At 41.5% G+C, this 8,600-nt stretch carries 5 protein-coding genes and 1 pseudogene; 1 reads left to right on the plus strand and 5 read right to left on the minus strand.

Features of this window, described 5'->3' with window-relative positions; genetic code table 11:
• Positions 1 to 136: 136 nt before the first annotated feature.
• From mobA to UC75_RS05085, 5 genes are read right to left on the minus strand one after another with little or no spacing between them, the layout of a single operon-like run.
• The gene (gene mobA, locus UC75_RS05065; protein ID WP_049836904.1) at positions 137 to 766 is read right to left on the minus strand and encodes a molybdenum cofactor guanylyltransferase; all 630 of its coding nucleotides are present in this window, start codon (positions 764 to 766) and stop codon (positions 137 to 139) included.
• Positions 763 to 3,543, minus strand: a complete 2,781-nt coding sequence (locus UC75_RS05070) for a nitrate reductase (protein ID WP_049836905.1) — start codon at positions 3,541 to 3,543, stop codon at positions 763 to 765. The genes mobA and UC75_RS05070 overlap by 4 nt, the downstream gene beginning before the upstream one ends.
• Positions 3,544 to 3,561: 18 nt before the next feature.
• Positions 3,562 to 5,184 carry a nitrite reductase small subunit NirD gene (nirD, locus tag UC75_RS05075; RefSeq protein ID WP_049836906.1) on the minus strand — a complete coding sequence of 541 codons (1,623 nt, stop codon included), beginning with the start codon at positions 5,182 to 5,184 and terminating at the stop codon, positions 3,562 to 3,564.
• A 12-nt stretch (positions 5,185 to 5,196) separates the two neighbouring features.
• Positions 5,197 to 7,743 carry a nitrite reductase large subunit NirB gene (nirB, locus tag UC75_RS05080; RefSeq protein ID WP_049836907.1) on the minus strand — a complete coding sequence of 849 codons (2,547 nt, stop codon included), beginning with the start codon at positions 7,741 to 7,743 and terminating at the stop codon, positions 5,197 to 5,199.
• Positions 7,744 to 7,754: 11 nt separating this feature from the next.
• Positions 7,755 to 8,024, minus strand: a complete 270-nt coding sequence (locus tag UC75_RS05085; protein WP_322842883.1) for a hypothetical protein — start codon at positions 8,022 to 8,024, stop codon at positions 7,755 to 7,757.
• Positions 8,025 to 8,480: 456 nt separating this feature from the next.
• Between UC75_RS05085 and UC75_RS20255 the strand changes: the two are divergent.
• Positions 8,481 to 8,600, plus strand: a pseudogene (locus UC75_RS20255) (response regulator); the annotation flags it as partial.

The raw sequence follows: 8,600 nt of genomic DNA on the forward strand, positions 1-8,600 counted from the left end.
CTTTATTTTTATACATTTCAATGCAACGAAATATCAAGTTCCAAAATAGAACCTAAACAATAAATAGTCAACCGCACAAAGATTAAAAATGTGGTTCACCCGACCAATGTAAATTTTAAAGTGATAATATCCGAAGTTAATTTGCTGTAAAAATTTCTTTAAATGCTTTGATTTGTTTGTATTGCTGAAGCTCATCCAATGAATTAATACTATGAAAAAAAAGATTCTGTTTTTGAAATATAGCGACTTGCGCATGCAAAAGCTTAAAGCATTCTTTCAAACTTAATCGTTGCTTTTCAATTTGCTCCGTTATAGTGATGAGGCTTTCACGTTTTAATAAGCAAAATGGATATAAGGCATCTCCATTAATTGAAACATAGGCTGCCTGAGCCTGTTTATTTTTCCGAAGTGCGCCATGTAATTTGGCAACGACTTGCGTAGGGATATAGGTCACATCACAAGGGATGAACAAAACATAGTCTGCGCTTACATTTGACCATGCACTTTTCATTCCCATCAGTGGACCGAAAAAACCTGCTGCATCATCTTGATAACATTGAATGTCAGGCACAATACTTTGATAAATTGAATAATCACGATGACTATTCACCCAAATTTCAGATACTGAAGACTTTAGTTTTTGATGAATTTTAATGAGTTGAGTTTCACCATCAAATTGCTGTAACAACTTATTTAAACCATTCATACGGCGGGCTTGTCCGCCTGCCAGAATGACCACATCAGTTACGGGATACCCCTTATTCACACTTCCACCTCCTGTTGGCAAGCTTTAATCAAGCCACGGATTTCAGGTAAACATGAACCACAATTACCACCTGCTTTTAAACAAGCCGTCACTTGTTTTTCATGAGTAATATTTTGAGTTTTGATTGCATCTATAATTTTGTTCTTACCTACTTTAAAACAACTACAGACTAAAGGTCCGTCATTATTTGTAGCAGACATTGGCATGCCAGCCAGTAATGCTTTTCGGTGTAGCGCACTTAAACGCTCGCGCTTAAACAAACTTGCCACCCAATCACGATCTGGCAATAAATCTGGCGGTGCAATATACAGACTTGCAATTACGATGCCATCTTTCAAAACAACGCTATGACTTAATTGTGATGAAATATCTTCAATACTTAGCCATTCAAAAGTTTCATCTGCAAACGGTAAAAAGCTTTTTAAGTTCTTTTGAGTGTCATGAAAAGTTTGACGGTCTGCTAGTTCGTAACGGTTGGTTTTCAACATTATGACCTTGCTCCACCATGCACAGTGATGTAGCGATTCTTGAATATACGAATCGTATCCTTCACGTACATAAAGCACACCTTGCCAAGTGGTGTAAAACGGCTGAATGGTCACCGGAGTATGTTTAAACTCTGGTTCACCTGAAATAGCATCGACTTCCGGATTGACCACTTTGCCAATACGAGCATCAGACGCAACTTGTTCAGTCCAGTGAATTGGTGCAAAAATTTGCCCACGACGCACACCAGATGAAAATGTCACGCGTAGTACACAGCTGCCCCATTTCGAACGAACTTCTACCAAGCCTTGATCACGTACCCCAAACTTCAAGGCATCACTTGGGTGAATCTCACAGAATGGTTCAGCGCGGTGACTAGTCAAATTTGGTGACAAACCAGTACGCGTCATGGTGTGCCATTGGTCACGAATACGCCCTGTATTTAAAATGAGCGGATAATCTTCTGAAACCGCATGTACCGGATTAATTGCAACAGTCGGAATCAATTTTGCCTTGGCATTTTTATGACTAAACTGCCCTTTGCCAAACAGTTGTTGAACGGCTTTAGCGTCTTGGTTTTTACTCCACACTGGCCATTGCACTGGCTGTAGAGCGTCGTACTCAGCATTACTTAGGTTCATTAAACCTTTTAGATTGAAATAACGGAAATTATTACTTTCTGCACGAGCATTTATGTCTATATTGTCTTGTGCAGATAACGCTGCATGCTCATTGAAAATATCAACAGCACTGGTAAATTCAAAACCATCGAAGCCTAATTTTTTCGCGACTTGGCTAACAGACCACCAGTCTGCTTTTGCTTCACCCGGCGCAGGTAAGAATGCGCGTTGACGTGAAATACGGCGCTCAGAGTTGGTCACTGTGCCATCTTTTTCGCCCCACCCTAAAGCTGGAAGTAACACATCGGCGTAAGCCGTAGTATCCGTATCGGCACAGATATCTGACACGACAACCAATTCGCACTTTTCTAATGCACGTTTAACTTGATCGGCATCTGGCAAACTCACGACTGGATTGGTCGCCATAATCCAGATGGCTTTAATTTTTCCAGCTTCAACTTCACGGAAAAGATCAACTGCTTTTAAGCCAGCTTGAGTCGCAATAAATGGACTATCCCAAAAGGTTTGCACTACTTTTTGATGTAGTGGATTATCTAAGTCCATATGCGCTGCCAGCATATTGGCTAAGCCACCGACTTCTCGTCCACCCATCGCATTGGGTTGACCTGTCATTGAAAATGGAGCGGCACCGAGCTTACCAATTTTTCCAGTCAGTAAATGGCAGTTAATAATGCTGTTGGCTTTATTAACTCCCTGACTTGATTGATTCACCCCCATTGAAAATAGGGTGATTACTTTTTCAGTCTGTGCAAATTTTTCAAAAAACTGCTGTAATTTATCGAGTGCAATTCCCGTACGCTTTACCACATATTCGATATCAGTTTCTGGCTGACTGCTTGCCAAAACCTCTTGCAAACCTTCGGTATAAGCCTCTATAAAGGCCTGATCGGCATGGCCATTTTGATATAGATATTGAAATAAGCCATTAAATAAAGCCACGTCTTGGCCCAGTAAAATCGGCAAATGCAAGTCCGCTTGTTCACAGGTACTGGTAAATCGTGGGTCAATCACGACTACGAACATATTTGGATTTTGGCTTTTAGCCTGCATGATCCGCTGATAAAGTACAGGATGGCACCATGCAGTATTAGACCCGACCAATACCACCATGTCTGCATGTTCAAAATCTTCATAACTTGCAGGGACAATATCTTCACCGAAACTACGTTTGTGGCCTGCCACCGCAGATGACATACAAAGACGTGAATTGGTGTCAATATTTGCAGTACCCAAATAGCCTTTTACAAACTTGTTCACCACATAATAATCTTCAGTCAAAAGCTGACCTGAAACATAAAATGCAATGCTGTCACGACCATATTGATCGATACAAGATTGGAATTTATCAGCAATTTTATTGATTGCCACATCCCATGTCGTTACCACCCGATCAGCTTTGCGCCCCATCATTGGTTGTAAAACACGTGTTTCCAATCCCAAAGTATCCGCCAAACGGCTACCTTTAATACATAAGCGTCCAAAGTTGGAAGGATGCTCAGCATCCCCCTCAACTTGTACCACAGGCCCTTGAGGTTTTTGCTGGACATTTACGCTAACACCGCAACCCACCCCACAATATGGACATGTTGTTTTGATTGTTTTTGCAACATGATCGGAGCTATCGACTTCAACGCTTGGAATACTGTTCATAACTGCTCCTTTCCCTATTTAGCTTGCATTTTTTAATGCAAAATCTCGACCAAATAGCAGCTTATTTCTAAATGATGAGACTGGGGTTTGGTCTGCAATTAACTCTGCATACCACATGCCATCTTCAGTATCACCGAACAGTACTGCACCGATTACTCGATCACTTTGGATAATAATACGTTTATAAATCTGGCGTTTTTCATCGTTTAAAATAATGTCTTCATAATCATCTTTCGGCTCAAAATTGCCCGCAGAGAACACATCGACACCGCTGACTTTTAACTGAGTCGGTACGGTCGGTGCTTTAAAAGTTAAGCTGCCGTGTTCAGCCAAATGGGTCGCGCAAATAAAAGCTTGGCCCCATAGTGGCTCAACCAAACCAAAGGTCTGTCCACGGTGTTCAATACACTCACCCACCGCGTAAATACTTGGGTCAAACGTTTGCATGGTGTCATTCACCAATACACCTCGATTGCAGCGTAGACCAGCACTTTGTGCCAAGGCAATATTTGGACGGATACCTACAGCAAATACCACAAGGTCAGCATCTAACACTGTGCCATCTTTCAAACGAATTTGTTTGACATGACCATTTTCATCACCAATCAATGCTTCTGTGTTTGCCTCGGTAATGATGTTAATGCCTTTTTGTTCAATACTATGGCGCAGTAACTGGCTCGCACGACCATCAAGTTGACGTTCCATAATACGGTCCATCAAATGCAATACTGTCACATTCATACCGCGTTGTTTTAAACCGTATGCAGCTTCTAAACCAAGCAAACCACCACCAATCACGACTGCATTGGTTTTTGAACCGCAGTACTCAATCATGGTGTTAACATCATAAATATCACGGAAAGTTAAGACACCTTTTAAGTCGACACCTTGAACTGGTGGAATAAACGGAGCCGAACCTGTCGCCAAGATTAAACGGTCATAATCAACTATCTGGCCTTTTTCGGTGTAAACCACTTTACGAGGGCGATCAATTTTTACCGCTTTATCGCCTGCAATAAATTTAATGCCTTTATCGTCATACCACTTTGGTGGATGCAGCATAATGTCTTCAATGGTTTTTTCACCTGATAAAACCGGAGATAACATAATACGGTTATAGTTACCCCAAGGTTCTTCTCCAATCACCGTGACTTCATAACGGTCTGGGGCCATATCAAGTAAATCTTCTAAGCAACGCATTCCTGCTAAACCATTCCCGATCAGCACCAGTTTAAGTTTGTCTTGAGAAACACCTGTATTGGTAATATAAGTTTTTTGCGGTACTGCATTGACCCAAACACGGCCATCAACAATTTTGCTTGGATAAACTGAAAGCTTTTGATCTTTATCTTCTAAACAACGGCCCGTAGCTAAGCTGAAATGTTGTTTATAGATTGGTGATGCAATAACACGCTCACCTTGTAAATCACCAATAATCCCGCGGCTCATGACATTGGCTTGGCTAAACGGATCTTTATTGCTCAGCACGTAAACACGTTTTTCATGACCCACACGGAAGATTGCTACCGCTTGACCGCCTACTAGCGCTCCTGCACCAGTGTTTGGGGTTAAATCATCGAGTGCACAAACGTCAATCCATTGATCATCAGGAAGCATATTTTTGTCTTGTACAATATTCATAGAAACTCTCCTTTATGCTTCAACCATTGGAATACGGTCTTCTGAACGTTCAGCTTCAGTTAATGGGCGGATTTGACCACGTTCAGTTGTAAATTGAATGTGTGGATCGGCCTGTTCACTAGCTCCTGCGTTGATATACGTTTGGAAGCGTTTACGAACTTCTGGGTTCTCGACAGCTGTACGCCATTCGTCTTGGTATGTTCCAATGATGTGTTCCATACGGCGCTCAAGCTCGGCAGCCAAACCAAGAGAATCATCAACAACTACAGATTTAAGGTAATCTAGACCGCCTTCCATGTTGTCGCGCCATACACTGGTACGTTGTAAACGGTCTGCTGTTTGGATGTAGAACATATAGAAACGGTCGATGTAACGGATGAGCGTTGCTTTATCAAGGTCAGATGCAAGTAATTCTGCATGACGTGGTTTCATACCACCGTTACCACATACATAAAGGTTCCAACCTTTTTCGGTGGCGATAATACCCACGTCTTTGCCTTGCGCTTCTGCACACTCACGCGTACAGCCAGACACAGCCATTTTTAATTTATGCGGTGAACGTAAACCTTTGTAGCGGTTTTCAAGTTCAATCGCTAAGCCAACCGAGTTATCTACCCCATAACGACACCATGTGCTACCCACACAAGACTTCACAGTACGCAAAGATTTACCGTAAGCATGGCCAGACTCAAAACCAGCAGCATTTAACTCTTCCCAAATGAATGGAAGTTCATGAACTTGCGCACCGAACATGTCAACGCGTTGACCACCAGTAATTTTGGTATACAGATTATATTTCTTCGCGATTTGACCAATAGCAATCAAACCATCGGGAGTCACTTCACCGCCAGCCATACGCGGTACAACTGAGTAAGAACCATCTTTTTGGATGTTCCCCAAGTAATAGTCATTACTGTCTTGTAGACCTGCATGACTTGGCTCAAGTACGAAATCGTTCCAACAAGAAGCTAAGATATTTGCAGCAGTCGGTTTACAGATGTCACAACCTAAACCATGGCCATGTTGATGAATTAAATCATCAAAAGTTTTGATTTCATTGACACGAACCAAGTGATGTAATTCTTGACGCGAGTACGGGAAGTGTTCACAGATATGGTTATTTACCGTCACACCTTGACGTTGTAACTCTGACTTTAACACTTGAGTCACTAATGGTGCACAACCACCACACGCAGTTGCTGCTTTGGTGCATTTCTTTAATGCACCTAAAGAGGTCGAACCATCACTAATTGCTTGGCAGATGTCCGCTTTTGATACGTTATTACACGAACAAATCGTTGCGCTGTCTGGAAGTAAATCTACACCGCTACCACCAGACTTTCCTGCCGACTGCTCAAAGCCTGGCATGATTAAACTTTCAGGCTCTTCAGGCAAAGCCAGACCATTTAACATCATTTGTAAAAGGTCATTGTATTCTTTGGCATCACCAACCAAAACTGCGCCAAGCAATTTAGTTTTATCCGCACTTACCACAATCTTTTTATAAATCAGTGCATGCTCATCTGCATAGAAATAGCTTAATGCACCCGGAGTCATGGCTTGTGCATCACCAACAGAGGCAACATCCACACCCATCAATTTCAACTTGGTGCTCATGTCCGCGCCAGCAAAGCAGTTACACTCTTCATCAGAAATATGTTTTGCTGCAATACGTGCCATGTCATAGCCCGGTGCAACCAAACCGTAAATCTTGTTTTGCCAAAGCGCACATTCACCAATCGCATAAATGTTTTGATCTGAAGTTTGGCAGTAATCATTAATCACAATACCGCCACGCTCACCAATCGCGAGTCCACTATTACGTGCAAGCTCATCACGTGGACGAATTCCCGCAGAGAATAAAATCACATCTGCTTCAAGCTCACTACCATCTGCAAATTTCATTACATGCGTTGTGCTGTCACCGCATTCAATAGATTGCGTCGCTTTTTGTGTATGAACTTTTACGCCAAGATCTTCAATTTTGCGGCGTAAAACTTTACCACCTAGATCATCAATTTGAACGGCCATTAAACGCGGTGCAAATTCAACAACATGTGTTTCCAACTCTAGGTCGCGTAAGGCTTTCGCTGCCTCAAGACCAAGTAAACCACCACCAATCACAACACCTGTTTTTGCATTAAGACTCGCTGCACGAATCGCATCTAAGTCTTCGATCGTACGGTAAACAAAACAGTTTTCACGGTCATTACCCGGAATTGGTGGAACGAATGCATAAGAACCTGTTGCCAACACCAATTTGTCATAGCTAATCACATCACCATGGTTGGTTGTGACTGTTTGTGCAGCTGTATCAATTGCAGTTGCTTTGGTATTTAGACGTAAGTCAATGCCATGAGCATCGGCAAAGTCAAAACGTGCTAGAGATAAATCTTTTGCCGATTTCCCAGAGAAATATTCTGTCAAATGCACACGGTCATAGGCGATACGAGGTTCTTCCGCGAGAATCGTGATTTCTAATTCATCATCTGCTTTTTCTAAAATGGCTTCGATGAATTTGTGGCCCACCATACCATGACCAATCATTACCAATTTCATAGTGTTTCTCCTCAAATCACGTTGCTTTTAAGCTGCGTTATTCCGTTCTCAAATAGATATTGTTCTTTTGCTTTGTGCTCTATCGAGAAACGAATCAAGCTCACAAGGCATGTAGCTGCTTGAAACCAATTTTTTTCACTCGTTAACCACACCCAATGCACAGCAAAATCAAAAAAAGAAATAAAAAAAGCGAGCCCCCTCTTAGAGAAGGCTCGCGTCGCTGGAACTGAAAATTTAAATAATTCAGATGTAACTTTTCTATGCAATAAAAATAAAGACATGACCTTCACTCCGACTGAACGTAACTTCTTTGTATGTGCGGTTGCACTCACAAACTCGATCAGAACGGACATCGTTGGCCGTCTTTAAAACTCATGGTCGTCTTCGACCTGTAATTAAGTAAGCACTTTACATGCCAATATTTTAAAAAACTTAATCCAATAATATTTTTTATATTTAATTTCATATAGATAGAAAATTTCACCAGGTAAATAAAGAATCAAACCTTATTTTGCTTGCTCTATCACTGCACATTTATATGGTTTAAAAAAAATAAGCTTTGCCACAAAATGAACCGTATTTTTGCACCAAGATCGAACACACTAACTCTTTAGCATCCAAAATTGCCACTAAATCCTGATTTTTGAGTAGTTTTGTATGGCACTAATCTTGCTTAAAACCTAATAACAAAAAACGCGTCGAATTGGCGCATTTTCTTAGCCTGATTTTCTGAACTTATGCCAAAACTCAAAATAGCCCTTATTGATGATGATCATGCGCGAGCGGACTATATAAAAAACAGTCTGCTTGAAAATGACTTTGAAGTGGTCGCTTGCCTTACTTTGGATCACTTGAAT

The sequence above is a fragment of the Acinetobacter sp. V2 genome, assembly GCF_001188385.1.
Classification (GTDB): domain Bacteria; phylum Pseudomonadota; class Gammaproteobacteria; order Pseudomonadales; family Moraxellaceae; genus Acinetobacter; species Acinetobacter oleivorans.